The sequence below is a fragment of the Rhodococcus sp. 06-418-5 genome (assembly GCF_002258285.1).
Classification (GTDB): domain Bacteria; phylum Actinomycetota; class Actinomycetes; order Mycobacteriales; family Mycobacteriaceae; genus Rhodococcoides.
The window spans coordinates 1-25,388 of record NZ_NOYE01000015.1 but is presented as its reverse complement, the minus strand read 5'-3'; the positions used below and the strand labels follow the sequence as shown (position 1 = coordinate 25,388).

The 25,388-nt window shown below is 65.3% G+C and carries 25 protein-coding genes; 10 read left to right on the top strand and 15 right to left on the bottom strand.

Translation table 11 applies throughout. The features are described 5' to 3' along the window. Window positions 1-9: 9 nt before the first annotated feature. The gene (locus CH274_RS12195; RefSeq protein ID WP_032396738.1) at window positions 10-1,320 is read left to right on the top strand and encodes a cytochrome P450; all 1,311 of its coding nucleotides are present in this window, start codon (window positions 10-12) and stop codon (window positions 1,318-1,320) included. On the opposite strand, the gene CH274_RS12190 is transcribed toward CH274_RS12195, so the two are convergent. The 5 genes from CH274_RS12190 to CH274_RS12170 all read right to left on the bottom strand — a co-directional run bounded on the left by CH274_RS12190 (window position 1,298) and on the right by CH274_RS12170 (window position 6,595). Next, entirely contained in the window at window positions 1,298-2,380 is a 1,083-nt protein-coding gene (locus CH274_RS12190) for an ABC transporter ATP-binding protein (RefSeq protein ID WP_032396739.1), read from the bottom strand. The genes CH274_RS12195 and CH274_RS12190 overlap by 23 nt on opposite strands. Beyond that, a complete protein-coding gene (locus CH274_RS12185) occupies window positions 2,380-3,705 on the bottom strand; it encodes an ABC transporter substrate-binding protein (protein WP_032396740.1) in 1,326 nt (441 codons plus the stop codon). Before CH274_RS12185 ends, CH274_RS12190 begins: the two co-directional genes overlap by 1 nt. Window positions 3,706-3,733: 28 nt before the next feature. Then, the gene (locus CH274_RS12180; protein ID WP_179275720.1) at window positions 3,734-4,594 is read right to left on the bottom strand and encodes a carbohydrate ABC transporter permease; all 861 of its coding nucleotides are present in this window, start codon (window positions 4,592-4,594) and stop codon (window positions 3,734-3,736) included. Window positions 4,595-4,620: 26 nt separating this feature from the next. Next, window positions 4,621-5,553, bottom strand: a complete 933-nt coding sequence (locus tag CH274_RS12175; protein WP_176459206.1) for a carbohydrate ABC transporter permease — start codon at window positions 5,551-5,553, stop codon at window positions 4,621-4,623. A 133-nt stretch (window positions 5,554-5,686) separates the two neighbouring features. After that, window positions 5,687-6,595: a L,D-transpeptidase gene (locus CH274_RS12170; protein ID WP_094646113.1), complete on the bottom strand. Its 909-nt coding sequence runs from the start codon at window positions 6,593-6,595 to the stop codon at window positions 5,687-5,689. Window positions 6,596-6,890: 295 nt separating this feature from the next. Between CH274_RS12170 and CH274_RS12165 the strand changes: the two genes are divergently transcribed. The 4 genes from CH274_RS12165 to CH274_RS12150 are packed head-to-tail and all read left to right on the top strand — an operon-like array spanning window position 6,891 to window position 9,989. Then, window positions 6,891-7,610 (top strand): glycosyltransferase, encoded by a 720-nt coding sequence (locus tag CH274_RS12165; protein WP_256993563.1) that lies wholly within the window; start codon window positions 6,891-6,893, stop codon window positions 7,608-7,610. Continuing rightward, complete coding sequence (locus CH274_RS12160; protein ID WP_094657599.1) at window positions 7,607-8,602, top strand: acyl-CoA dehydrogenase; 996 nt, start codon at window positions 7,607-7,609, stop codon at window positions 8,600-8,602. The genes CH274_RS12165 and CH274_RS12160 overlap by 4 nt, the downstream gene beginning before the upstream one ends. Then, entirely contained in the window at window positions 8,596-9,345 is a 750-nt protein-coding gene (locus tag CH274_RS12155) for a PIG-L deacetylase family protein (RefSeq protein WP_218829211.1), read from the top strand. The genes CH274_RS12160 and CH274_RS12155 overlap by 7 nt, the downstream gene beginning before the upstream one ends. After that, entirely contained in the window at window positions 9,342-9,989 is a 648-nt protein-coding gene (locus CH274_RS12150) for an SAM-dependent methyltransferase (protein ID WP_094657598.1), read from the top strand. Before CH274_RS12155 ends, CH274_RS12150 begins: the two co-directional genes overlap by 4 nt. 6 nt (window positions 9,990-9,995) lie before the next feature. Here CH274_RS12150 and CH274_RS12145 read toward each other — a convergent pair whose 3' ends face one another. Next, entirely contained in the window at window positions 9,996-10,733 is a 738-nt protein-coding gene (locus tag CH274_RS12145) for a GAF and ANTAR domain-containing protein (protein ID WP_094657597.1), read from the bottom strand. A gap of 98 nt (window positions 10,734-10,831) precedes the next feature. After that, window positions 10,832-11,857 carry a zinc-binding metallopeptidase family protein gene (locus CH274_RS12140; protein ID WP_032396748.1) on the bottom strand — a complete coding sequence of 342 codons (1,026 nt, stop codon included), beginning with the start codon at window positions 11,855-11,857 and terminating at the stop codon, window positions 10,832-10,834. 222 nt (window positions 11,858-12,079) lie between these two features. Between CH274_RS12140 and nhaA the strand changes: the two genes are divergently transcribed. Both nhaA and CH274_RS12130 read left to right on the top strand, forming a co-directional pair. Beyond that, entirely contained in the window at window positions 12,080-13,936 is a 1,857-nt protein-coding gene (gene nhaA, locus CH274_RS12135; RefSeq protein ID WP_094657596.1) for a Na+/H+ antiporter NhaA, read from the top strand. Window positions 13,937-14,030: 94 nt separating this feature from the next. Further along, entirely contained in the window at window positions 14,031-14,417 is a 387-nt protein-coding gene (locus tag CH274_RS12130) for an SdpI family protein (protein WP_179275717.1), read from the top strand. Between the two features lie 16 nt (window positions 14,418-14,433). Here CH274_RS12130 and CH274_RS12125 read toward each other — a convergent pair whose 3' ends face one another. Continuing rightward, window positions 14,434-15,519, bottom strand: a complete 1,086-nt coding sequence (locus CH274_RS12125; RefSeq protein ID WP_094657594.1) for a DNA polymerase domain-containing protein — start codon at window positions 15,517-15,519, stop codon at window positions 14,434-14,436. 2 nt (window positions 15,520-15,521) lie between these two features. Continuing rightward, window positions 15,522-16,571, bottom strand: coding sequence for an ATP-dependent DNA ligase (locus tag CH274_RS12120; protein WP_094629237.1), 1,050 nt, complete (start codon window positions 16,569-16,571; stop codon window positions 15,522-15,524). Between the two features lie 104 nt (window positions 16,572-16,675). On the opposite strand from CH274_RS12120, the gene lppU reads away from it, so the two are divergent. Together lppU and CH274_RS12110 are read left to right on the top strand one after the other, a co-directional pair. Then, window positions 16,676-17,275 (top strand): LppU family putative lipoprotein, encoded by a 600-nt coding sequence (gene lppU / locus CH274_RS12115; RefSeq protein ID WP_094629184.1) that lies wholly within the window; start codon window positions 16,676-16,678, stop codon window positions 17,273-17,275. Next, entirely contained in the window at window positions 17,272-18,708 is a 1,437-nt protein-coding gene (locus CH274_RS12110; protein WP_094629183.1) for an MFS transporter, read from the top strand. The genes lppU and CH274_RS12110 overlap by 4 nt, the downstream gene beginning before the upstream one ends. A gap of 14 nt (window positions 18,709-18,722) precedes the next feature. Here the strand turns inward: CH274_RS12110 and CH274_RS12105 are convergent, their stop codons facing one another. The 6 genes from CH274_RS12105 to CH274_RS12080 all read right to left on the bottom strand — a co-directional run bounded on the left by CH274_RS12105 (window position 18,723) and on the right by CH274_RS12080 (window position 23,325). Next, complete coding sequence (locus tag CH274_RS12105; RefSeq protein WP_094629182.1) at window positions 18,723-19,601, bottom strand: universal stress protein; 879 nt, start codon at window positions 19,599-19,601, stop codon at window positions 18,723-18,725. Between the two features lie 115 nt (window positions 19,602-19,716). Then, window positions 19,717-20,100 carry an Rv1733c family protein gene (locus tag CH274_RS12100; protein WP_094657593.1) on the bottom strand — a complete coding sequence of 128 codons (384 nt, stop codon included), beginning with the start codon at window positions 20,098-20,100 and terminating at the stop codon, window positions 19,717-19,719. Beyond that, complete coding sequence (locus tag CH274_RS12095) at window positions 20,097-20,330, bottom strand: hypothetical protein (protein ID WP_094657592.1); 234 nt, start codon at window positions 20,328-20,330, stop codon at window positions 20,097-20,099. The genes CH274_RS12100 and CH274_RS12095 overlap by 4 nt, the downstream gene beginning before the upstream one ends. A gap of 99 nt (window positions 20,331-20,429) precedes the next feature. Then, complete coding sequence (locus CH274_RS12090; protein WP_094657591.1) at window positions 20,430-21,278, bottom strand: hypothetical protein; 849 nt, start codon at window positions 21,276-21,278, stop codon at window positions 20,430-20,432. Then, a complete protein-coding gene (locus CH274_RS12085; protein ID WP_094646124.1) occupies window positions 21,275-22,213 on the bottom strand; it encodes a universal stress protein in 939 nt (312 codons plus the stop codon). The genes CH274_RS12090 and CH274_RS12085 overlap by 4 nt, the downstream gene beginning before the upstream one ends. A gap of 89 nt (window positions 22,214-22,302) precedes the next feature. Continuing rightward, a complete protein-coding gene (locus tag CH274_RS12080) occupies window positions 22,303-23,325 on the bottom strand; it encodes an Acg family FMN-binding oxidoreductase (protein ID WP_094629236.1) in 1,023 nt (340 codons plus the stop codon). Between the two features lie 258 nt (window positions 23,326-23,583). Here CH274_RS12080 and ilvD point away from each other — a divergent pair, with 258 nt between their 5' ends. Beyond that, entirely contained in the window at window positions 23,584-25,299 is a 1,716-nt protein-coding gene (ilvD, locus tag CH274_RS12075; RefSeq protein ID WP_094613610.1) for a dihydroxy-acid dehydratase, read from the top strand. Window positions 25,300-25,388: the final 89 nt, after the last annotated feature.

Here is a 25,388-nt window from a genome sequence, read left to right as displayed (position 1 = left end):
GGACATCGGATGAAGGAATTCGCACGCTGGCTGGCCGCGCACGGGGTGGTGCGCTTCGCGGCCAAACGGGGGGCGGCCGCAGGTGATCGGCAAGCGATGCTGCTGGTCGATCCGGCGACCCGGGCCGATCCGACACCCGTCTACGAGGAGTTGCGCGCCACCGCGCCGCTGGTGAAGACACGGATCTCGAACATCACCGTGCACCACCGGGTGGCGTTCGACCTGTTGCGCTCGGACGATTTCCGCGTCACCCAGCTGGGCGCAACCCTCCCCGGGCCGCTGCGCTGGATCGAGGCGCACACCCGGTCCGGTGCACTGCACCCGATTCTGCCGCCCTCGCTGCTCTCGGTCGAACCACCCGACCACACGAGGTACCGCAAGCTGGTGTCCTCGGTCTTCACCGCCCGCGCGGTGAAGAAGATGCGCGATCAGGTGCAGGAAACGGCCGATGCTCTGCTCGACGAGCTGTCCGACGGTTCTCCGGTCGTCGACATCGTCGATCGCTATTGCGCGCGTCTACCGGTCGCGGTCATCGGGCGCATCCTCGGAGTGCCGGTGGAGGACAATCAGCGAGTCCTCGAGTTCGGCGAGATGGCCGCACCCAGCCTCGACATCGGATTGTCGTGGTCTCAGTTCAAGCAGGTCGAACGCGGTCTGATCGGATTCGACGCCTGGCTGTCGCAACACATCGCCGGATTGCGTCGCAATCCCGGTGACGATCTGATGAGTCAGCTGATCGCCGCGGAGGACGAGGGCGTCGGCCTCAACGACGAGGAGCTCAGGGCCACCGCAGGTCTGGTGTTGGCTGCGGGGTTCGAGACGACGGTCAATCTGCTCGGCAGCGGGATCCGACTGCTGCTGGATCACCCCGACCAACTGGCTGTGCTGCAACAGGATCCGTCACACTGGCCCACGGCTGTCGACGAGATGCTACGGATGGAGTCTCCCGTACAGCTCACGGCCCGCATGGCCAAGCGCGACGTGGAGGTCGAGGGAGTGACGGTGCACGCGGGCAAGCTCGTCGTGCTGGTGCTGGCCGGTGCCAATCGGGATCCGTTGGTGTTCGAGGACCCCAATCGCTTCGACGTCACCCGCGCCAATGCCGGTAAGCACCTGTCGTTCTCGGGCGGGCGGCACTATTGCCTCGGCGCTGCACTGGCCAAGGCCGAATCGGAAGTGGGCCTCAAGACCCTGTTCGACCGGTACCCTCACCTGCGGTCGGCAGGCGAGGGAACCCGGCGCAACACCCGTGTCCTGCACGGATGGGCCACGCTCCCGGTCAATCTCGGCGAGCCTGCTACGACAACCGCAGGCCTGTAACGGAATCGAAGAAGAACAGCTCGTCCAGCTTGGGTACCAGCCGAACGGTTTCGGCCAGTGCGATGGACAGCTTGCGATCGACTCGGACCGACATCCTCCCGGATGCGGTGGTCCACCCATCGATCGTGGCGGGTGCGGAGGCGTAGACGAACGACTCCGCACCCAGTTCCTCGATCAGCTCGACGGTCAGTTGCAGGCCGCCGGCACTGTCGCCGACCAGATCCCACGATTCCGGTCGCACGCCGACGACGACCCGCTCGCCCGCCGAGGACGGGACGGGAATGCGCAACTCACCGAGTACGGCCGCACCGTCGCGCACGGGGGCGTCGACCAGATTCATCCCGGGTGACCCGATGAATCCGGCGACGAACGTGTTGACGGGATTGTCGTACAGCTCCCGCGGCGCAGCGATCTGCTGCAACTTGCCGTCCAGCAACACGGCAACGCGATCACCCATGGTCATGGCCTCGACCTGATCGTGGGTGACGTAGACCGTCGTGGTGCCCAATCGTCGCTGCAGACCGGCGATCTGAGCCCTGGTCGACACCCGCAGCTTGGCGTCGAGGTTGGACAGGGGCTCGTCCATGCAGAACACCTTGGGTTGACGCACGATGGCGCGTCCCATGGCCACTCGCTGTCGCTGTCCGCCCGAGAGCTTGCCGGGCTTGCGGTTCAGCAACGGCTCGAGCTCGAGCATCTTCGCGGCATCGAGTACTCGTGCTGCGGTGTCGGACTTGCTCATTCCGGCATTGCGCAGCGCGAAGCCCATGTTGTCGCCGACGGTCATGTTGGGGTACAGCGCGTAGTTCTGGAACACCATCGCGACATCCCTGGCCCGCGGGGCCAATGACGTGACGTCCACTCCGCCGATGTCGATGTGACCGCTTTCGACGGACTCGAGACCGGCGAGCATTCGCAGACTCGTCGACTTCCCACAGCCCGAAGGTCCGACGAGAACGATGAATTCACCGTCCGCGATGTCGAGTTCGAGGTTGTCGACAGCGAGCGAATCGGCACCCGGGTACCGGTGCGAAACACCGGCGTAGTGAACGGCGGCCATTACTTCGGCAGCTTCGGGGTGATCTGGCGGTCGATGATCTGCTGCAACTGATCCGAGACGGATGCGAATGTCGTTGCGACATCGGCATTCTGCAACGCGATCTGCTCGAGTCCACTACCGATGATCTTGTCGCCGCCGGGGACGAACACGCGGGCGTAATCCTGCGAACGCGTCAGCGCCAACTGGTCCACGGCCGTCTTCGCGTTGGGGTTCGCCTCGAGGAATGCGATCTCCGACGGGTCCTGCTGCGCAGACTTGCGGACCGGCATGTAGCCGGTGTTCTGGGAGAAGTACGCGGTGTTGGCACCGTTGGTGACGAAATCGATGAATTTGAGCGCGTTGACCTTTCGCTCGTCCGAGATCTTCGCCGGAATGGCCAGACCGGCTCCGCCGGTGGGGCAACCTGGGGTCCCCTCGGTGGCAGGCAGGAACGCGGTACCGAACTCGAACGCCGCCCCGCCCTTGATGGTGGACAGGTCGCCGGTGGAGGCGATGGTGGACGCGATGATGCCGGCGGCGAAGTCGTTGGCGATGTCGTTGGAGACCGCGGCGTACTTCTTGGTGTGGATCATGTCCTGCAGGAACTTGCCTGCCGCAATGGTATTGGGGTCGTCGAATTTGAGCTCGAACTGATCGGAGTACGATCCCCCGAACGTCCAGATGGGTCCCTCGAACGTCCACCCGAGGTAGTCGACGGCGTTACCCCAACCGTGAGCGAGCTTGCCGTTTCCGACGACGGCCTGAATACGCGGGCCCCATTCGTCGAACTCCTGCCAGGTGGCCGGCCCGCGATCGGGCAGTCCGGCCTGCTGCCAGACGGCCTTGTTGTAGTAGAACAGCGGCGTCGAGCGCGCGTACGGCAATGCCCAGTGGCTGCCGTTCCAGTTGTAGTCTGCCAGCAGCGAATCCACGTAGTCGGACTGGTCGACGCCTGCCGCGGAGAAGTGCTTGTCGAGCGGCTCGATCGCACCGGTGAGGGCGTAGTTGAACCACCAGACGTCCGAGAGCACGACGACGTCGGGCACATCGTTGCCGGACAGCGCCGCGTTGAACTTCTGCGACACCTCCTCGTAGTTCTTGCCACCGTCGATGAGATTGACCGTCAGGCCGGGGTTCTCGGCCTGGAAGCGCGAGATCAGTTCCTTCTCGAACTCCTGGGACTTGCCCGGGTGGTTCGACCAGAAGTTGATGGTGTTCGCGTCGCCTTCGACAGCCTCGCCGCCCGACCCACCCGATCCGGGGCCGCTGCACGCAGCGAGGGCTGCGGCGGCCGCGGCCGCACCGGTGAGCGTGAGGAAGCCACGCCGATTGATGATGTGTGCCATGGTGTTCGACTCCTGATAGTGAGGTGAATCAGCCCTTGACCGCACCGGAGGTGAGGCCCTTGATCATGTGGCGTTGCAGGACGAGAAAGACGAGAAGGATCGGCAGAATGGTCAGCACCGTCGCGGCCATCACCGCGCCCCAGTTGGTGTAGCCCTCGCTGTTCTGGAGCAGCGTCAACCCGACCGGAAGCGGTGCGACGGACGAGTCGTCGGACATCAGGAACGGCCAGAGGTACTCGTTCCATTCGGTGACGATCGTGATGATGGCGAAGGCGACCATGGTCGGGCCGGACAGCGGCAGGATCACCCGGAACATCAGCCGTACCGGTCCGGCACCGTCCATCCGCGCGGCCTCGATGATCTCCGGTGGCAGCGACAGGAAGTGGTTGCGCATCAGGAACGTACCGAAGGCGACCCCTGCCAGCGGAATTATGATGCCCTGGAACGAGTTCCGCCACCCCAACTCGGAAATGAGCGAGTAGTTGGAGATGACGGTGATCTGATTGGGCACCATGAGGGCGGCGATGATGACGAGAAAGACGACGTTCTTGCCCGGGAAGCGCAGGAACACCAGTCCGTAGGCACTGAGAACCCCGAGGACGAACTTGATGGACGACACGGCCGTGGTGATGATGATGGAGTTGCGCAGATACGTGAAGAACGGCACCTCCGTCGTCGCCTCGTCGTAGTTCTGCGGATGGAACACGCTGGGCCACCACGTGACCGGCTGAACGTAGATGTCGGGTCGATCCTTGAAGGAGGTGACCAGGATCCAGAACAGTGGCAGCCCGATCATCAGCAGGACGGCGACCATGGCCGCGTATCCGAGGATGTTCGCGCTGCGTCGCGCACGTTGCTGGTCGCGCGGCCCTGGCACCTTCTCCGGCATTGCCGTCCGAGGCCTGTTGGTCACTGTCATCGTTGATCGTCTCGATCCATGATTCGTACCTGCACGAGGGTGACGATCAGCAGGACGAGGAACAGGATCGTCGCGACCGTGGCACCGTAGCCGGCCCGGAAGTTGCGGAACGTCTCCTCGTAGACCTGGTAGACCATCGTGGTGGTGCCGGTGCCCAGCGGGCCACCGCGCGTCATGACGTTGATGATGTCGAAGACCTGGAGCGAGTTGAGCAGCACCGTGATCGACAGAAAGAACGTCGTCGGGCGCAGTTGCGGCAGAAGCACTTTGCGGAACGTGGTCCAGCGGCTCGCTTGATCGATCTCGGCCGCTTCCATCAGTTCCTTGCGCACACCCTGCAAAGCCGCGAGGTAGATGACGAAGGTGTAGCCCAGGTTCTTCCACAGGTACGTCACGGTGATCATGACCATCGCCCACTTCGGGTCCTGATAGAAGTCCGGGACGGTACCGAGGCCGAAGCGTCGCATCAGATCCTGGACGAGCCCGAAGTTGGGGTCGAAGACGAACTGGAACGCTATACCGATCGCTGCACCCGAGATGACGTACGGAGCGAACACGGCGGAGCGAACGAAGTTGCGGCCCCTGAGCTTTCGATCGAGCAGCAGCGCCAGCACCAGGCCGAGAACCAGTGAGCCCACCACCGCGGCGACCGTGAACACGACGGTGTTGCCGACGATCTGCCAGGTGTCCTCGCGAGAGGCCCACTCGCGGTAGTTGTCGAATCCGACGAACGTGGACGTGGGCGAGGACAGGTTCCAGTCGAAGAACGAGAACTGGAAGTTCTCCACCAGCGGCCGATACGTGAACACGCCCAGCAGAACCAGATTGGGGCCCACGAGAATCAGGAACAGTGCGTAATCGGTCCACGGCCGGGAGAAGAATCGCTTCTCGCGTGCCGTGGGCAGCACTCGTTCGGTTGTTGCACTCACCGCGAGGACTGTGCTCAGTCGCGGCTAACGAATGGTGAACTCAGCCCCAACGCTCACCGTCGTACAGACCAACCTATGTGAGCGGAACTTCGTAGTGGGCTACGAAGTTCCGTGCACATGCGGCGAAGCCGCTCTAGCGGTTCCAGTCTCCGAGACCGTCGGATCCGCTGAGGGTGCCGCCGTCGGTGTTGACGACGATGACCGGGTCGCCCTTCTGGGCGTTCTCGAAGAACCACTTGCCGTCTTCGGTGCTGACGTTGAGGCAGCCGTGCGAGGCGTTGGAGTAGCCCTGCTGCGACTCCGACCACGGAGCAGCGTGCACGAAGATGCCGCTGTACGAGATGCGCGTCGCGTACTCGACGTAGGTGCGGTAGCCCTCCTCGGAGTCCACGGGGACGCCGTAGGTCGACGAGTCCATGTACATGTCGCGGAACCGTTCGCCGACGATGTAGGTGCCGTTGGGGGTCTCGTGCCCGACCTTGCCCATCGAGGTGGGCATGGTGCGGACCACCTCGCCGTTGCGGGTGACGGTGATCTGCTTGGTGTTGTCGTCGGCCGTGGTGATGATGGAGTCGCCGGTGGAGAATTCGGCCTTCGCTCCGCCCGCCTCGACGGTCACCTGGGTGTGCGCCGGGTAGAACTCGTTGGGCAGCCACCGGACCTGGGTGTCGTTGATCCAGTAGAAGTGCCCGGGTACGGACGGGTTGGTGGTGACGCGGATGGCGCGCAGCGCCGCGTCACGATCGCCGATCGCCTCGTCGAAGCGGATGGCGATGGGCTGCGCGACTCCGACGACCTCGCCGCCCGAGGGGCTGATGCTCGGATCGGAGAAGTTCGCGGGCGCGAGCTGCGGGGTGAGCTGCTGCGGCGCGGGTGCAGCCGGATCCGCGGATCCCGGCATCCCGGGGATGGAGACGTCCGGGCCGCCCGGCCACAGTGGCGCGGCCTGTGCCGAACCGAATGCGGCGGACGTGGCAAGGGCTGTACCTGCAACGATCGCGCCGATACGGGCGAATCTGCGTGTGCGAACCGGTGATGCCATGTAACCCGACCATCCTTCGTGCTGCGTCGCGACACCCGCGAACTGTGCTGCCGCGGGGCAACGCCCATTAACACATACCGCCCCGACATTTGCTAATCGGATATCCCCGAAACGGACGAAAGAAACCACCGGTACGGGTATCTTCTCGCAACCGGTCCCGGAGCCGTCTCACCAGGCTGCGGCGGATGTGTCGGCAGCCGGGGAACGGGTATGTGCGATGGGAGCACATCCCGTCCAGACACCGGCGGTTTCCGAAACGGACTCTTCTTCGTCCGGTGTCCGTAAAGGGTGGACCGTGATCTCCGATGCTTTCCCCCGTACCCCCGTCACCCAGATCGTCGTCGTCGTACCCGCGCACAACGAGCAGGATCTGCTCGACGCCTGCCTGACCGCCCTGGTACGAGCACAACGCCGAGTCCGCGATGTGGCCTCGGTGTCTGTCTCGACGATCGTCGTGCTCGATGCGTGCACCGACGACTCTGCGCGCATCGCGGCACGTCACCCATCCGTGTCGGCCGTCGAGGTGTCACACCGCAACGTCGGCGCGGCCAGAGCTGCCGGATTCGCGACGCACGGCCCCGAACACAGCGCATCGACGTGGTTCGCCACCACCGATGCCGACACCCGGGTAGGTGAGGACTGGCTGCTCGGCCATCTCCGACACGCCGCCGACGGCGCTCGGTCAGTGGCCGGAACGGTGGCAGTCGATTTCGAGGGTCACATCGAGGAGAACCTCGGGTTGCGGTCGTCGTACGACGCGCACTATCGAAACGAGTTCGGCCACCCACACGTGCACGGTGCCAACCTCGGCGTCCGAGCGGCGGAGTATCTCTCCATCGGCGGATTTGCATCTCTGACCACCGGCGAGGACCACGATCTGGTCCGACGCCTCGAGCTCGGCGGCTTCGAGTGCCGCCGGGTGTGCGACATTCCGGTCACGACGTCGGGTCGGCTGCGCGGCCGAGCGCCCGACGGCATGGCCGGATTCCTACGTGCCCTGGAGGCCACCGCATGAGCGAGACCGGTTTTCTCGAATCCACCGACCGAGCCGACGTCGACACCGGGTTGCGCGCCGCGTTCTTGGCGTTCGAGGCGGACGGTCGTCTCGACCTCGCGCTGCCCGGCTCGGGGTACACCGATCTGCGCTGGCAATCGCTCGCCGCCCTGAGTCGGCACAACACGGTGCTGGGCCGGTGGTCCGAAGCGCATACCGACGCGATCGCGATCCTGCACGAACTCGACGGCCCGACGCCACAGCGTGGGCAGATCTGGGGAGTGTGGGCTGCGGAACCGCCTGCTCCGATTCTCGAAGCGGGGCCGAGTGATTCGGGCTGGGTTCTCACCGGGACGAAACCGTGGTGCTCGGGTGCGTCACTGTGTACCCATGCGCTCGTGACTGCACGCGTGCAGGGCAGCCCTCGGCTGTTCGCCGCAGACCTGACGCACCCGGGCGCAACTCCGGTACCGAACACGTGGCATGCAGTGGGGATGAGCGAGAGCGATTCCGGCTCGGTCGCCTTCGACAGTGTCCCTGCCGTTGCGGTCGGCGGCCCGACCGACTACCTCACACGACCGGGCTTCTGGCACGGGGCGATCGGGGTGTCGGCAGCCTGGTTCGGGAGCGCATGCGCGGTGGCGGACACGCTTCATGCTGCCGTCCGCGACAGACCCGATCCGCACCGTACTGCACATCTCGGTGCCATCGCGGCCGCACTCGGAGCGGCGTCGAGCGCACTGACCACCGCCGCAGCGGAGGTGGATGCCGATCCGTTCGACCGATCCGGTCGCGCCCGAACCCGGGCCCGCATCGTGCGGGCTGTGGTCGAGGATGCGGCAACTCAGTGCATCGACCGCGTCGGGCGCGCTCTCGGTGCAGGCCCGCTGTGCAGCGATTCCCAGCACGCCCGACGCGTCGCAGATCTCACCGTCTACCTGCGGCAGAGTCACGCCGAGCGCGACCTGGAAGCCCTCGGGCACGACATCGCAGAGGAGGACAACCCTTGGTAGAGAACGCATTCGATGCCGAAACCGATGTCGGCACAGCCGAATCGGACTGGATGTCGGCCGACTGGTCCATTCCCGGCCTGCAGTGGAAGGACGTCCTCACCATGGTCGTCGTCGCCCCGCACCCGGACGACGAGGTGCTCGGCGTCGGCGGACTGCTGTCTCTGGCTGCGGCATCGGGCGTCGATGTTCGGGTGGTCGCCGTGACCGACGGCGACGGCTCCCATCCCGGTTCCCCCACCGTCACGGCAGAGGATCTGCGTGCGCGTCGCCCCGCCGAGTCCGAGCGCGCGTTGGCCGAATTGGGGATCGACCACTCCCCGATCCGTCTGCAGCTCGCCGACGGTGACGTCGAGAACCACGAGAGCGCGGTGGCCGATGCGCTGATACCTTTGCTCGACGCCACCCCCGGCACCTGGTGTCTGACGCCGTGGCGCGGGGACGGCCATCCCGACCACGAAGCCACCGCGCGGGCCTGTCTCACCGCGGCGAACACCGTCGGGATACCGGTGGTGGAGTACCCGATCTGGATGTGGCACTGGGCAACTCCGAATCATCCTGCCGTGCCGTGGACACGTGGACGCCGCATCGACCTGCCGCCGCACACCCTCGACGCCAAACGAGCGTCGATCGAGCAGTTCGATTCGCAGATCCACCCATTGTCCGATCACCCTGCGGACCGCGCGGTGTTGCCGCCGCACATATTGGCTCGGTACCGGCGACCGTTCGAGGTGGTGTTCGCGTGAGCGAGGGTTCTCGGACAAGCCTCGACGCCGAGTACTTCCGCACCGTCTATGCGGACAAGGACGATCCGTTCATGCTCGACAGCAAGTGGTACGAGCGTCGCAAATACGCGCTGACCATGGCCTCGCTGCCGAAACCGCAGTATCGGCGCGCGCTCGAACCCGGCTGCTCCATCGGGGTGCTCACCGAACAGTTGGCGATCCGGTGCGATCACGTGGTCTCGACCGATGTGGTGCACAGCGCCCTCGATTCAGCACGGAGGCGCGTAGGTGACACTGCTGCAGTCGAATTCGCGCTGTGGTCGCTGTCCGACGACTGGTCGACCCTGCCCACACCCGAGGCGACGTTCGATCTCGTCGTCATCAGCGAGGTCGGGTACTACCTCGACGCCGACGACCTGTCGTCGGCGATGACGCGCGTCGTCGAGCACCTCGAAGCCGAGGGCACCCTGGTGGCTGCACACTGGCGTCACGACGTGGACGACTACCCGATCTCGGGTGACCGCGTTCACGAGATCATCTCCGCCACACCGGGATTGGCACTACTGAGTCGCTATCTGGACGAGGACGTCCGGATCGAGGTCTTCGTCGCCTCGGACGGACCGGCCGTGTCGGTCGCGAGCACCGACGGCCTCGACGTGCGGTGAATCGACTCAGTCGGACGATTCGGCCGCGTCGGCGACCAGCTGCGCGGCGAGGTCGGCGAGCTTGACGTTGGTGTCCTGCGAGAGCTTGGCCAACAAAGCGAATGCTGCCTGCGAGTTCAGGTTGTAGCGCTCCATCAGCATGCCCTTGGCCTGACCGATCAGGTCTCGGCTCGTCAATGCCGCCCGGATCTGCTGTTCTTCACGCGCGGTGGAGAACGCGATGGCCGCGTGCGCAGCGAACAACGAACCGATCGATTCGGCCTCGGCCGAGAAGGCGTTCGTTCGGGTGGAGTGGAGGTTCAACGCGCCGAAGTTGAAGCCCTCGACGTAGAGCTGAAAGCAGATCATGCTCTTGACACCCAGCGCCGAGGCGGCGACGGTGAACTGTGGCCAGCGAGAATCGCTGTCCATGTCGTCGATCCTGATGGTGGTCTGTTCGATCGCCGATTCGAGGCACGGACCTTCGCCCAGCTGCTCCTGAATCTTGTCGCAGTGGCCCGCCACCTCGCCGACGAGGGCCGCACTGTGCACGAACTTGCCCTGCAACACCGTCGTGATGGACGCGAATTCGGCGGACGGGATGTTGGCCACCGCCGCCTCGGTGATCGTGGCCAGGACCCGATCGGGATCGGAGTGCTGGCGACGTAGTCTCGCGGCGACCTCGGCCAGTCGTCGGCTGAGCTCGAAGTCCGTGACGCGCGGATGGGCGGTCGAGTCCAGTGTCTGCTCGCTGATGGCGGTCACCTCGTCCTGCTGCGCCGGGGCGCGTCCCGGTATCGGCGAAGTGCCGACACCACAGGATACGCCCCGGTTGCAAAACTGCGAGGACCGTTAGCCGGGCATCAGAGTGTGCTGGGGGCGATCAGCGAGTGGACGAATCCGATCTTCTTCACGACGGTCGCAGGCAGCACGAACGGGTAGAGGTCCTGGTGGCCCATCGACCGGTTGATCTGGTTCAGTGCCCACGACAACGGCAGCCACCACTCGATGATCTGGTCGAAACCGACGTCACCCGGCAGCGGGCTCTCCAGCGTCGAACCGGCCGGGGCCATACCGAAGGCTGCAGCCGTGTCGAGCGTGTCGCGGATGTGGAGATAGTGCGCGAACGTTTCGGCCCAGTCCTCGGCGGGGTGCATGGTGGCGTAGGAGGAGACGTAATCGTCCTCCCAGTTGGCCGGCGCACCCTCGCTGTAGTGGCGATCGAGTGCGGCCTGGTAGTCGGAATCCGGATCGCCGAAGAGCTCCTCGAACGCCGCGCGGTGCTCACCGTTGCCGACCAGCACCATCTGGTAGTAATGGCCGATCTCGTGACGGAAGTGTCCGACCAGGGTGCGATACGGCTCGGACATCGCCACACGCAACTGTTCGCGGTGCACGTCGTCGCCCTCGGCGAGGTCGAGGGTGATCAGACCGTTGTCGTGGCCGGTCATCACCTGCTGGTTCGCGCTCGAGAGCAGATCGAACGTCAGTCCCGTCGTGTCGTCCTCGTCCCGGCCGACGATGGGCAGGCCCAATTCGGTCAATTCGAGTACGACGCGACGCTTGTTGGTCTCGGCGTCCGCGTAGGCGGCCATCGCGTCGACGTCGTCGTCGGCGGGGCGAGTACGCGTGAGTCGGCACGACACGCAGAGATCGTCGCTGTCGTCGGTGTCGACGAGCCAGTTGCAGCGCGCCGTGTTGAGGTTGGCGCACATCTTCCACGTGGTGCCGTCCACTTCGGCCTCGGCGACGCCGTCGTCGGCCTTGTCGGGGAGCACCAGCAGAGCTCTGCTCGGCAGATGGAAGCCGAGCGCGCTCGAGCAGCTCAGACACAGTGAGTTCTCGAACGACAGCTTCTGTCCGCATTTGCGGCAGATGAAATCACGCATGGATGTTCCTTCGTGGCAGGGGTGAGTCGGGCTCGTATTCCCGTTTCTGGACGGACTAATGCCGTTCATCGAATATGTTGTGCACATCTCCCTCGCCGTGCGGCGAGTTCGACAGCGCAATAACGTTACTCTGCGGGCTGTCACCTGCAAGGAAGCAAACCGTCGACCCACACGTTGGTACAGACTGCTTCACAACACTCTTCGAGAGGATGCGGGCCGCAGATGGCAGATCAGATCACGCCGACGAATCGGCCCATGGCACGTTTCGCCGAACGGATCTCGCGGGCCCGCGGCGAGAAGAACAGCGAAACCCTGGCGGCGGGCTTCCTGCTCGCAGCGACACTGATCGCGCTGATCTGGGCCAACTCACCCTTCGGCGAGACCTACCAGTCGTTCTGGCACACCGAACTCTCCGTCACCGTCGGCGAGCACGGCATCTCCCTCGACCTCGCCCACTGGGTCAACGACGGGCTCATGGCGTCGTTCTTCTTCGTCGTCGGGCTCGAGGTCAAGCGTGAGTTCGCGATGGGTGAGCTCACCGACCGATCTCGTGCCGCCATCCCGATCGTCGCGGCGGTTGCCGGTCTGGCCGCGCCGGCGTTGCTGTTTCTCGCCTTCAATCCGTCCGGGCCCGCCGCCCAGGCATGGGGCGTCGTGATCTCGACCGACACCGCGTTCCTCCTCGGGGCACTCGCCGTCCTCGGCCCGAAGAAGGCCGCTCGGTTGCGCATCTTCCTGCTCACGCTCGCTGTCGCGGACGATGTGGGCGCGCTGGCGATCATCGCCTTCTTCTACACCGACAACCTCGACGTGGTGCCGTTGGTGCTGGCGTTCGTCGGTCTGGCGCTGATCTTCCTACTGCGTCGGCTCGAGGTGTGGCGCGGCGTCGGGTACTTCGTCGTTGCACTGTTCACCTGGGTTGCGATGTACGAGTCCGGAGTTCACCCCACCCTCGCGGGAGTGATGATCGCGTTGATTCTTCCGGTCTATCCGCCGCGCCGCACCGAGGTGGAACGTGCGGCGGATCTGACACGCGCGTTCCGGCAGTCGCCCAATCCCGAATACGCCCGAGCCGCCCGTCTCGGACTCGATCGCGCGGTGTCGGTCAACGAACGTCTCATGCGGCTCTACCAGCCGTACACGGCCTTCATCATCGTGCCGATCTTCGCGCTCGCCAACGCCGGAGTCGTGCTGAGCTCGGACACTCTGAAAGCCGCGTCGACCTCGACGCTCACCTGGGGCATCATCGCCGGTCTCGTTCTCGGCAAGCTCGTCGGAATCACCGCTGCGTCCGCTGTTTTCGCGAAGTTGAGACCGTCCTCCCTGGCTCCAGGACTGACGCTCTCCCACATCGCAGGCGGTGCCGCGATGTCCGGAATCGGATTCACGATTTCGTTGTTCATCATCGATCTCGCGCTCGACGACCCGTTGCTGGCCGACGAAGCACGGGTCGGCGTGTTGGTGGCCTCGGTGATCGCCGCACTGCTCGGCTGGGTCCTCTTCCGGATCGACGAGAAGATCCATCCTCCGAAAGCCGAAGCATCCCTGCGCATTCTGCGTCCGGTCGACGCCAAGCGCGATCATATCCGCGGCCCGGTGGACGCACCGCTGACCATCGTGGAGTACGCGGACTTCGAATGCCCGTTCTGCAGCAAGGCAACCGGCAGCGTCGCCGAGGTACGCAAGCACTTCGGCGACGACCTTCGGTACGTCTACCGGCACCTGCCACTCGACGACTATCACCCACACGCTCGCTACGCGGCATACGCCAGCGAGGCCGCAGCCGCGCAGGGCAAGTTCTGGGAGATGGCCGACGTGTTGTTCCGTAACAGCGACGCCCTCGAGCCCGACGACATCGACGGCTACGCACGTGAACTCGGCCTGGACATGGACAGATTCGAGGACGACATCCGCACCGGCGACTACGTTGTACGCGTCGAGGACGACGAACTCGACGCCACCTCCTCGGACGTCGACGGCACCCCGACGTTCTACCTGGGACGCGGCGACAAGAACCTCACCCGACACATCGGACCGTACGATGCGGCGACATTGATCCGGGAGCTCGAATCCATGTGATCGTGGGCAGGGTGGAAGAAATTCTCACTTCACCGAAGCCGACCGGCCGGTATGCTGCAGTGAGGCGTACAGCACCGAGGTGGGGGGATCGACCGTGGACGCAGAATCCGCGCGCGCGGTAACGGGAGCGATCGCACTGACACTGTTCGTGCTGTCGCTGACGGTATGGGTGACCGCATTGGCGACCAAAGACCCGGAGCAAGAACCCAATTCGCTGATCGGCATCAAGACGCGGGCAACCAAGTCCAGCAAGAAAGCCTGGGTCGCCGGCCATCGAGCCGCGTATGCGTACATGATGGCAGGTGCCGCCCATTGCCTCGCATCAGCGGTGTCGATCGCAGGGCTACTGGTCCTGGGCTCGGTCCCCGCCACGGCCATGCTGACGCTCTCGGTGGTCCTGGCACTCGGCGGAGCCGTCATTCTCACGACGAGCGGCATCAAAGCCGACCGCGAAGCGAAACGACACGTGGGCACGGTGTGATCGACCTGCGCGAGGATCAGCTGTCCGTGCGATTCCCCTCCGCATCCCAGTGCTCGGCAACCTTTTTCGAGGGCTGCACTCTCGGCGGTTCTCCGGGCATCTTGGGGTAGTCGGGCGGAAAGTTCAGCTCTCCGCCGGGCAGCCTTTCCCACAGGTGCAGAAGAGGTTCGAGGGAGTAGGCCTGCTCGTCCATATCGGCCCACGGGTCGCCGTCCCGAACAAGCTCCGGCACCGTCACGAGGTTGTATTCACGTGGATCGGTGACGTCGGCCAACTGTGACCACGCCATCGGAGTGCTCACCGTCGCGCCCGGTCGAGCCCGCAGACTCCAGGCGCTGGCGATGGTTCGGTCGCGGTTGTTCTGGTTGTAGTCGATGAAGATGCGTTCTCCGCGTTCCTCTTTCCACCAGTTGGTGGTCACCCCGTCGTCGCGTCGTTCGAGTTCTCGACCCAGACCGATGGCCGCGTGACGCACCTGCTCGAAGGTGTACTGCGGCTCGATGCGAACGTAGATGTGGATACCCCGATTCCCGCTCGTCTTCGGATATCCCCGTAAGCCCAACTCCTCCAACAGCTCTCGCGTCACATCGGCTACTCGCAACGCGTCCGAGAACGTGGTACCCGGTTGTGGATCGAGATCGAGACGCAACTCGTCGGGATGGTCGACGTCCGGTCGACGGACCGGCCACGGATGAAACGTCAACGTACCCATCTGCGCCGCCCACACCAGCGACGCGGGTTCGGACGGACACAATTCCTCGGCGGTGCGCTTGCTGGGGAACGCGATCTTCACTGTCTCTATCCACTCGGGAGCGCCCTTGGGCAACCGCTTCTGGTAGAAGCCGTCGCCGTCCTTGTCCTGGGGGCCGAGCGCCAACCGCATGCCCTCGCGATAGCCGTCGGGCCATCGTTCCATCGCGGTGGGGCGATCTCCGATCGCCCGCATCAGCGGCTCCCCGACGGCCGCGAAGTACTCGCACACCTGCAGTTTGGTGATCTCCGGAGTACGTTCGGTCGCCTCGTAGATCACGCGATCGGGGCTCGACACTCGTACTTCGCGCTCGCCGACCTGCACGAACGCGGGAGGCGTTTTCGCGGCCATGTCTATCGTCCCCCGGCAATCACGTCGGCAACGTCATAGCGCACCGGAACCTCGAGCTGGTCGTAGGCACACGAGCGTGGATCACGATCGGGCCGCCAGCGCAGGAATCTGGCCACGTGCCGCAGCCGCGCCCCTTCCATCTGGTCGTAAGCCACCTCGATGACCCGCTCGATGCGCACCGGAATCCAGTTGCGGTCGTTGGACGAATTCCAGCGGGTCGCCTCACCGTCGTACGTGACGTCGTCACCGAGTCGGAGCGGTTCGAGTTCTTCGAGCAGTTCCAACCGGCGCTTGTCGGTGAACGCCGACGCACCGCCGATCATCCGCAGATCGTCACCATCGTAGAGACCGAGCAGCAAGGATCCGATACCGTTGCCGGACTTGTGGATTCGATAGCCGATCAACACGCAGTCCGCGGTACGCGCATGCTTGATCTTGATCATCTCGCGCTTGTTCGGCAGATAGATCCCGTCGAGTTTCTTGGCCACCACACCGTCGAGCCCGGCACCTTCGAAACGCTCGAACCAGTCCTCGGCCACGGCCGCATCATCGGTGGCGGAGGTGACGAAACAACTCGGGCCGCCCGTTCCCACCGCGTCGAGCAATCTCGCGCGGCGGGTCGAGAACGGCTCGGCCGTCAGATCCTCGTCGCCGACGGCCAACAGATCGAAGCCGATGAACTGCGCCGGAGTCTTCTCCGCGAGCATCGTCACCCGACTTGCTGCGGGATGAATCCGTTCGGACAGCGACTCCCAGTCGAGGCGCGTGGAACCGTTCTTCTCGCGCGGTACGACGATCTCGCCGTCGACGACGATCTTCTCGGGTAGCTCGGCCTTGATCGCCGCCACCAACTCCGGGAAGTAGCGGGCCAGGTCCTTTCCCCCGCGTGACCCGAGCACCACCTCGTCACCGTCACGGAAGACGATGGCGCGAAACCCGTCCCATTTCGGCTCGTACGACCACACCGCAGGCCCGTCTTCGGGCTGGGCGGGCACCACTTTCGCGGCTTTGGCGAGCATCGGCGCGACCGGCACGGCAAGAGGAAGATCCACGCAGTTCATCCTGCCTCATGCAGCCGACAAGCGAGTCGGATATTTTCTACACGAGCACGGTCGACGGACACGGCACGCTCGAACCTACGAGGGCAGGACTCACCATGACGTCATCCAACCGTTCGGTCCGCGCTCTCGTTCTCGCGCTGTCGTCGTGCGCGGCCCTGATACTCGGCGGGTGCGCCTCCGAGGTGTCCGGTACCGCCGTCGCCATCTCCGGTGCCACCATTCCCGCCACCACGACCACCAACCCTCCCACCACACCACCGACCACCGACATCGACGACGGCGGCAGTGTCGACATCGACGTGGAGATCGGCGAGTGCGTCAACCTGGGCGGCACCGTCGACGAGGCGGCCATCGCCAACGCGACCTGCGGGTCTGCGGAGTCCAACTACGTCGTCTTCGCCAAGACGCCCACCTCGGCCGAATGCCCCGAGGACGCCGATCAGTACTACTACGAGACCTACTTCGACATCGAACAGGGAGCTCTGTGCCTCGACATCGACTGGCAGGTCGGCGGATGCATGGACCTCGTCGGTGAATTCGCTCAGCGGATCGACTGCGCCACCCCCGGTGCCGACACCCGCCGCGTCGTGACCATCCTGCAGGGCACCTCGTCCGTCGACGACTGCCCCGACCCGGCGCTGTACGGATTCGAGAAGGACTCACGCAACTTCGTCGTCTGCGTCGAACGGTTGTGACCGCTGAGGGCATCACACTCTCGAGCGCGAGGGGCCGCTGGATCGTCGCAGCCACGGTGCTCGGTTCGGCTCTGGCGATGCTCGACGCCACCGTGGTCAATATCGCGTTGCCTGCTATCGGCCGCGACCTCGGTGCAGGCGTCACCGGTCTGCAGTGGACGCTGAGCGGCTACACCCTGGCCCTGGCCTCGCTGATCTTGTTGGGCGGCTCCCTCGGTGACCGACTGGGGCGCAGGCGGGTGTTCGTCTGGGGCACCGTCTGGTTCGCGGCCGCATCGGTGCTGTGCGGGCTGGCTCCGAGTATCGAGGTGCTGATCGCGGCGCGACTACTTCAGGGCGTCGGTGCGGCCTTGCTGACGCCGGGTTCGCTCGCGCTGATATCGGCCTCCATCAAGGCCGAGGATCGCGGAGCTGCAATCGGTCTGTGGTCGGGGCTGGGCGGCGTCGCGTCGGCGGTCGGTCCGTTGCTCGGGGGCTGGTTGGTCGACGCCGTCGGGTGGCGTTCGGTGTTCCTGATCAACATCCCGCTCGCCGTCGTGGTGGTCTGGGTGGCGGCGAAACATGTTCCGGAAAGCCGAGATCCGCACGTGTCCGGCCGACTCGACGTACCGGGCGCGGTGACTGTCGCGGCGGCGCTGGGCCTGCTCACGTACGGTCTGATCGAGTCACACACGCCGACCCTCGCTATGGGTGTCGTCGCGGCCGGGGTGTTCGTGATGATCGAGCGTCGCTCGCACGATCCGCTGGTACCACCGTCGCTGTTCGCCTCACGAGTGTTCCTGGCGACCAACCTCGTCACCTTCGCCGTGTACGCGGCCCTGGGCGGCGTGTTCTTCCTTCTGGTGTTGCAGTTGCAGTTCGCCGTGGGCTACTCACCCATCGCGGCCGGGGTCGCCACGCTGCCGATCACCGCTCTCATGCTGGTGCTGTCCGCCCGCGCGGGGCGAATCGCCGGACGCATCGGACCGCGCATTCCGATGACCGTGGGACCACTGCTGGCAGCGCTGGGGTTGCTGTTGATGTTGCGGGTCGGGCCCGGATCCACCTATGCCACAGACATTCTGCCCGCGGTTGTCGTCTTCGGACTCGGATTGTCCGCTCTGGTGGCCCCACTGACCGGAGCGGTTCTGGGCGCGGTGTCCACCGATCGCGCCGGAATCGCGTCGGGAGTCAACAATGCCGTGGCCCGCACCAGTCAACTGCTCGCCGTGGCCGCACTGCCTGCGCTCGCCGGTATCGCAGGGTCTGATTACTCTGCCCCGGAGACGTTCTCGGACGGCTTTCACACCGCAATGCTGATATGCGCCGGACTGCTGGTGATCGGTGCGGTCATCGCGGCGGTACTCATCCGCGGCACCGGCGACGAGGCGTCGAACTGCCCACCGCACTGCGACATCGGCTCACCACCACCTGCCTCGCGTCGGACCGCGTGACTCATCGCGCTGGGTCATCGCACGATCAGCACCGAGCAATCGGCGTGGTGGACGAGATTCTGACTGACCGATCCCAGAATCGTTCCGAGGACAGCACCCCGGCCTCGGCAGCCCACCACGAGCATCGACGCCGACGCGGACATCGCCCGCAAACCACGCGTCGGACTCGACTGCGCGCTCACAGTGCTCAGCGCAACATCCGGATACTTCTCGTGCATGGTCTCCACATGCGTTTCGAGCCAATGCTTCTCGTGTGCGCGAATATTCGCCCAATCGACGTCCTCGAATCCGGTTCCGAGACCTGCCTGAGCCGCGAATCCCCAATAGTTCACCGCGACGACCGGCATTCCGAGGGTGTGGGCGATCTCGAGCGCGGCACCGAGCGCCCGATCCGACTGCTCACTTCCGTCGACCCCCACCACGATCGGACGAGCGGGGTCGACGCTGTCGACGGCGTTGCGCACGAGCAGCACCGGGCACTGCGCATGCGTCACGGCTCGAAGCGTGTTGCTGCCGAGAGTGAGGTCCCTCAGTGCGCTCGACTTTCTCGATCCCAGCACGACCAGTTCCGCGCCTGCATCCGAGACGTACGAGGCGATGGTTCCATCGGCGGTGACGGAATCGACGGACACCTCGGGTGCGGCCTCGTGGATCGCGGCCGCAGCGCGGGCGAGATGTTTGCGTCCGATCGTGCGCAGGTCCCTCTCCAGCGCACCGCCGTCGACGAATGCCGCCGATCCGTACCAATCCCCCTCGGGGACTGCATGAACCAAACGCAGGGGTGCGCGCACCTTCGCCGCATAGGTCGCCGCCCACTGCGCCGCGGAATCGGCCTCACTGGAGCCGTCGATGCCCACCAGGATGGGAAGCATGCGGTCGGTGGAATTGCTCATGATTCTTCCTCGTCTCGTGGTCGACTGTCTTTGCAGTCGAATCGAATCGAACGTAGATCTGCAACCGCGCCCACAGTCAGAGCACTCGGTCCATCATCGAAGTGGCCGAGGTCCCTCATGCCGAATCCCCCTTGGTTCGACCACGTTCGGTCTCGAACTTCAGCCAGTCGCGGTCCCACTGGCGCATTCTGGCGCGCCGGTCGAAGTACCGCGTCGCCTGAAGACAGGTGAGGACAACGACCGTGCATGCCACCCAGAAGCCAACGGCTGCAACAATTCCCAACAGGACATTCGACGTCGCGGACGACGGCTCCGCAACCCACCTGCCCTCGGTATCGACTCGCACCGACACTGTGGCACCCTGTTCGGCTTCGTCCGGAAGGCGAACCTCGTCGCTGTGCCGCTGTCCCGGTGGCCATTCCCAGGCGACGGTCGCGTAGTACTCGGTGTGGTCGAAGACGGCACCGTCTTCCGATCGCAGCGTGGGTTCACTCGTCACCAGGGCATCGATCTGCTGGGTGGTGGCGCTCGTTCGGGCCGCCGCGGCATCGAGATCGGCGAGGTGAGCGATCCGAGCAGCGCGGCGAAGGGGACGAGTCCCAGAATCACCGCCATCGCGCACGCGAAAGCGAGAGCCGCAGTCCGATCACGGCCCCGCATCAGAGGATTGGTGCTCCACGGTGCCAGGCGCCACCAGCGAGCGAAGTCGTAGCCGAACACCGCAACCACCCACTCTCCCGAATCGTGTGTCCTTCGAGTGTTTCGCCGCGGACGAGGGGGCAACAGGGCACAAGGTCACGAACTGGAGTTCTCGGGGTCGAAGTTCGCTCAGCGGAAGAGGGCGGACACCGCTTCGAGATCGGCATCGGATCGGCGGCCGCTCGAGTCCAGTTCGACGTAGAAGCACTCGTAGCCACGCGGGTCGGCACCGCGGTCACCGGTACTGCGCCGCTCGAACACTCGTGCATTCGGCCATCGGTCGAGCACGGCCGTTGCGAGAACATGCCCGTCCGGTGAGACTCCACCGATCGGTCCGTACTCCGCGATCATCACCGCATGGACCGCGCCCCCGATCGCGGCCGTGGTCACCGGAAAGACTCTCGGTCCCGTGTCCGTCGGGATGTCGACCGTGATGGACTCGGACCCCAGCACCACCGCCCCCGACATCTCTGCTGCCTCGTCGTCGTTCATCGTCGTGGTCCTCCGCGGTGCATGGTTCGGTGTCGGATGGGTGGTGCGGCCGGGGCATGTCAGTTCGACGCCCGAGACCGACGTAGGAACCACTCCGACCAGGCGGTGCATCGGCGGTTCCTCCGAATGCGGCCGCGGCAGAGCCTGTTCGAGGACATCTCTTCGCACATCCAGGACGGGACGCGCGATTCCGTGCACAACGACGGTGGAGACTGTTGCGCGATCCGGATTCTCGGCGTCGAACTCCAGCACGACCGACGAGTCGAGCATGCTACGACCCAACTGCGACCGCCCCTCGGCGTAGAAGTACACCCGACTCCCTATCCAGATGCAGGGCACGACGTCGACGGTGGGGCCGAAGTGATCGTGGCCGATCAACCGAGCCCGCGTCGCGCTGCGTGCGAGCCGGTCCGCGGTGCTCGCGTCGAGAATGCGCCGGCGTTCTTCCCTGCGGCGCAGTCGATTCGGCACCGTACGGTTGGTCATCGGTCCCTGCAGATCATCACCGGGCAGTGTGCATGCCGGGTGAGGTTGCTGCTGGTCGATCCGAACAGGGCACTGGCGACGATTCCTCGCCCGTGGCTGCCGACCACCACGATTCCGGCCCGCTTGGACTGCTCTATCAGCAGGTGTGCCGGATTGCCCTGCTGTACGACATGTTCCACGGTGACATCCGGATACTTCTCGCTCCACCCGGCGAGGCACTCGGACAGCAACAGCTGCTGTTCGCGCTCGATCTCGATGTCGTCGGGCGATCCTGGCAGAGACAAGGCGGCACCCTGGGACAACGAGCTCCAGGCATGTGCCGCAATCATCGGCACGTCGAACCGCGAGGCCAGATCGAATGCCTGCTCGACCGCGGCTTCACTCGTCGCACTGCCGTCGATGCCGACGAGGATCGGTGCGTCGACGGCGTCGATTCCCTCGCGCCACACGATCACCGGGCACCACGCCGTGGTCGATGTCCGCTGTGCTGTGCTCCCGAACAGCGCCGACACGATCGGCCCGGAACCGGAATTGCCGACGACGAGCATGCGCGCGGTGCGAGAGAGTTCGACCATCATCGAGCACGCCGGCATTTCCTCCACGGAGGTGGTCACGGCGCTGTGTGGATGCCGGGCCAGCACTGCGGCAGCAACGTCGGTGACGATGCGTTCTGCCGCCCGACGCTGTTCGTCCCAGATGTCGAGGGGAACGACCGATGCGGACTCGCCCAGGTAGAACGCGGGATGCTGCACCGCCCCGGCGATGTGCAGCGGTGCCTTCAACCGCTCGGCGAGGGATGCCGCCCAGTGTGCAGCGCAGATGCTGCTCGGCGAACCATCCACGCCCACGACGATTTTCTGATGGTGTTCCAGAACCATGGCCATCTCCTGTCCTCGGTCCGGACGGACCACACGGCCGGGCCCGTCGACGGTCATCCGTTCTCGGATGCTCGCTTGCTATTGGACAGCTCGACAGCGGCCGCGCCACAGAGCCTTTGGTCACCGGTCCGACGCGTGATACCCGGTCACAGGGACGTGGTTCGGCGCGAGCCCCCTGCCGTACTGCGGGCAGCTACCGACAGCACCGACGACACCGCTCGTCGCGGGGTCGGGGCGAGAGGCGAGCCGACCGCCGGTGCACCGATCCGAATCAGCACCTGCGGCGCACCCTGTCCGGCGGCCAAGGACTTGACCAGGCGTCGACTGCCCGACTGCTCGGTCATATGTGTGAGAGGACAGGTCGCAAGACCATCGGCGGTTGCGGCCAGCAGGAAGGCGGACATGGCCCGCCCGCACTGCAACCAGTCGAGGCGTTCATCGGACGCGGTACCGAGAATCACCACCGTCGACTCGTCCGCCGCCGGCTCTCGTGTTTCCGTTCTGCCGACTCGGCGTGGTTCGGGAAAGGCTCGGCCCACCTGCACCCTGGAGGACTCCGCACGATCGGTGAGAGCCTCCGGCGGAATTCCTCCCGATCGGAACGAGTGCCCGGCCCACCACCGGATCTCGGCCTGATACGTCGCGTCGTACTTTCGTACGCTAGCGCTCAGCCTCGACGCCGTGGCCAGCGTCTCCTTGGCCTCGGCGGACAGGAACGTCGTTCGGATGTCGTCGGTTCCGTCGCCGCGACCGACGTAGCGCGCGGGAATTCGGTTGTCCGGCACCGGACCGAACGCCCGGCGATCCGAGTGGCGGCGATTGATCGCAGCCAACAGGTCGAACTCGTGCGATCGAGGGTGCGCGTCGTGGGTCAATCGAATACGAGCGAGATGGTCCGGCGCACCGGCCGTCGGCATCGGTTCGACGTCGGCCGTCCACCGAAAGGCAGCGGCTGCAGTGCACAGATGGTCGAGCGCTGCCCCACAGCTGAGCACCATCTGCCGCTCGGTCGGGTCTATCGCCCCGAGCAGTCGGGACCGATCGGTGAACAGGTCGAGTCCGTGTTCGGAGTACACCCACCTCCACGGTTGACTGTTGTGCACCGACGGAGCGCGGCACGCAAGCTCCACCAACATCTCCACCACGGCAGAATCCGGCTGATCGTTCATCGTCTCTCCTCGACCTCCCACCGCACGGTGATGGCTGCCCACCACTGTCGACCCGCGTTGGCAGTGCACGACAGGGCCGTTGGTCACTGTGTGGAGGGGACTTGCGGTGAAGAAATCCCGCCGAGGACTCACCTCGGCCACCACTGTTCGTGATGCGCCGAACCCGCGGGTTTAGGGTTGACGGTGAATGCGACCTCAGGAGCGGAACCTCCGGGACGCGACCGAGGGATTATTTTTCGCCGACCGCTCAGGAGTGTCATGACGACCCCGCAGAATCCCCACGAAGGCATCGACGTCAAGCCGCGCAGCCGCGACGTCACCGATGGACTGGAGAAGACCGCCGCCCGCGGCATGCTCCGCGCCGTCGGAATGGGCGACGAAGACTGGGGCAAGTCCCAGATCGGTGTCGCGTCCTCGTGGAACGAGATCACCCCGTGCAACCTCTCGCTCGAACGTCTGGCGAAGGCCGTCAAGAAGGGCGTCCACGCCGCAGGCGGCTACCCGCTGGAATTCGGCACCATTTCGGTGTCCGACGGCATCTCGATGGGTCACGAGGGCATGCACTTCTCGTTGGTCTCACGTGAGGTGATCGCCGACAGCGTCGAAACCGTCATCAGCGCAGAACGTCTCGACGGTTCCGTTCTGCTCGCCGGTTGCGACAAGTCGCTGCCCGGAATGCTCATGGCCGCAGCACGTCTGGATCTGGCGAGCGTATTCCTCTACGCCGGCTCCACATTGCCCGGTTTCGCGACCCTGTCCGACGGCAGCGAGCACCAGGTGACGATCATCGACGCCTTCGAGGCCGTCGGTGCCTGTTCACGCGGATTGATGTCGCGCGCCGACGTCGACACCATCGAACGCGCCATCTGCCCCGGAGAAGGTGCCTGCGGCGGAATGTACACTGCCAACACGATGGCCAGCGCAGCCGAAGCGATGGGAATGTCGTTGCCCGGCAGCGCATCTCCCCCCGCTCCCGATCGCCGACGCGACGGATTCGCACACGCCAGCGGCGAGGCCGTCGTCGATCTACTGCGACGCGGCATCCGCACCAGCGACATCCTCACCAAGGAAGCCTTCGAGAACGCCATCGCCGTCGTCATGGCATTCGGCGGCTCGACCAACGCGGTGCTGCACCTGCTCGCCATCGCGCACGAAGCCCAGGTGGACCTGACCCTCGCCGACTTCACCCGAGTCGGCGCAAAGGTGCCGCACCTGGCCGACGTCAAGCCCTTCGGCAAGCACGTCATGACCGACGTCGACGCGATCGGCGGAGTTCCGGTGGTCATGAAGGCTCTGCTCGACGCCGGCCTGATGCACGGCGACTGCATGACGGTCACCGGAAAGACCGTGGCACAGAACCTCGCTCACATCGCACCCCCGGACCCCGACGGCAAGGTACTGCGCGCACTTGACAAGCCGATCCACCCGACCGGCGGCATCACCATCCTCGAGGGCTCGCTCGCCCCCGGCGGGGCCGTGGTCAAGTCCGCGGGCTTCGACTCCGACGTCTTCGTGGGCACCGCACGAGTTTTCGAGCGTGAGCGCGCGGCCATGGACGCCCTCGAAGACGGCACCATCGCGGCCGGCGACGTCGTGGTCATCCGCTACGAGGGACCCAAGGGCGGACCCGGAATGCGCGAGATGCTCGCGATCACCGGAGCCATCAAGGGTGCCGGACTCGGTAAGGACGTCCTGCTGCTCACCGACGGCCGATTCTCCGGCGGCACCACCGGCCTCTGCGTCGGACACGTGGCCCCCGAGGCAGTCGACGGCGGCCCCATCGCCTTCGTCCGCGACGGTGACCAGATCCGACTCGACGTCGGCAAGGGCACCCTCGACCTGCTCGTCGACGCAGCCGAATTGGACTCCCGCGCACAGGGCTGGGCACCACTGCCGCCGCGCTACACCCGAGGAGTGCTGGCCAAATACTCCAAGCTGGTCGGATCGGCATCGAACGGTGCGGTGCTGATCTAGCCGACCCCCTGCCCCGCCCGCCCCCCCCTGCCGCGTCAATGGACCATCGCATACGTCTCGGCGGTGCAATGGTCCATTCACGCAAGGGC